Origin of the sequence: Methylobacterium dankookense, from assembly GCF_902141855.1 — a bacterium.
In the GTDB taxonomy this organism is placed as follows: Bacteria; Pseudomonadota; Alphaproteobacteria; order Rhizobiales; family Beijerinckiaceae; genus Methylobacterium; species Methylobacterium dankookense.
This window is the reverse complement of the sequence record NZ_CABFVH010000121.1, coordinates 1-1,101: the sequence shown is the minus strand read 5'-3', so window position 1 is coordinate 1,101 and position 1,101 is coordinate 1. Positions and strand designations below refer to the sequence as shown.

The 1,101-nt window shown below is 66.8% G+C and carries 1 protein-coding gene; it reads right to left on the bottom strand.

Annotation, left to right across the window (positions count from 1 at the left end; genetic code table 11):
• The coding region (gene tuf, locus MTDSW087_RS29835) for an elongation factor Tu (protein ID WP_144769407.1) at positions 1-1,101 on the bottom strand (1,101 nt) is incomplete at its 5' end.

The following is a 1,101-nucleotide window of genomic DNA, read 5'->3' as shown; positions in this document are numbered from 1 at the left end:
TCAGTCGTTGATGGCGGCGACGACGCCGGCGCCGACGGTGCGTCCGCCCTCGCGGATGGCGAAGCGCAGCTTCTCCTCCATGGCCACCGGCACGATCAGCGTGACGTCCATGGTCACGTTGTCGCCCGGCATCACCATCTCGGTGCCCTCGGGAAGCTGGCACACGCCGGTCACGTCCGTGGTGCGGAAGTAGAACTGCGGACGGTAGTTGGTGAAGAACGGCGTGTGGCGCCCGCCCTCCTCCTTGGTCAGGATGTAGGCCTCGGCCTTGAACTTCGAATGCGGCTTCACCGAACCCGGCTTGCACACCACCTGGCCGCGCTCCACGTCCTCGCGCTTCGTGCCGCGCAGCAGCACGCCCACGTTGTCGCCCGCCTGGCCCTGGTCGAGCAGCTTGCGGAACATCTCGACGCCCGTCACCGTCGTCGTCGTGGTCGGGCGGATGCCGACGATCTCCACCGTCTCGCCCACCTTCACGATGCCGCGCTCCACGCGACCCGTCACCACCGTGCCGCGGCCCGAGATCGAGAACACGTCCTCGATCGGCATCAGGAACGGCATGTCGATCGGACGCTCCGGCTGCGGGATGTAGGCGTCCACCGTCTCCATCAGCTTCAGAACGGCTTCCTTGCCGATCTTCGGCTCCTTGTCCTCGAGCGCCATCAGGGCCGAGCCCTTGGTGATCGGGATGTCGTCGCCGGGGAAGTCGTACTTCGACAGCAGCTCGCGCACCTCAAGCTCGACCAGCTCGAGGAGCTCCTCGTCGTCGACCATGTCGACCTTGTTGAGGAACACCACCAGCGCCGGAACGCCGACCTGACGGGCCAGAAGGATGTGCTCGCGCGTCTGCGGCATCGGGCCGTCGGCCGCCGACACCACCAGGATCGCGCCGTCCATCTGCGCCGCGCCCGTGATCATGTTCTTCACGTAGTCGGCGTGGCCGGGGCAATCCACGTGCGCGTAGTGCCGGTTCGTGGTCTCGTACTCCACGTGCGCCGTCGAGATCGTGATCCCGCGCGCCTTCTCCTCCGGCGCCTTGTCAATCTGGTCGTAGGCCGTGAACGTCGCCCCACCGCTCTCCGCCAGAACCTTCGTGATCGC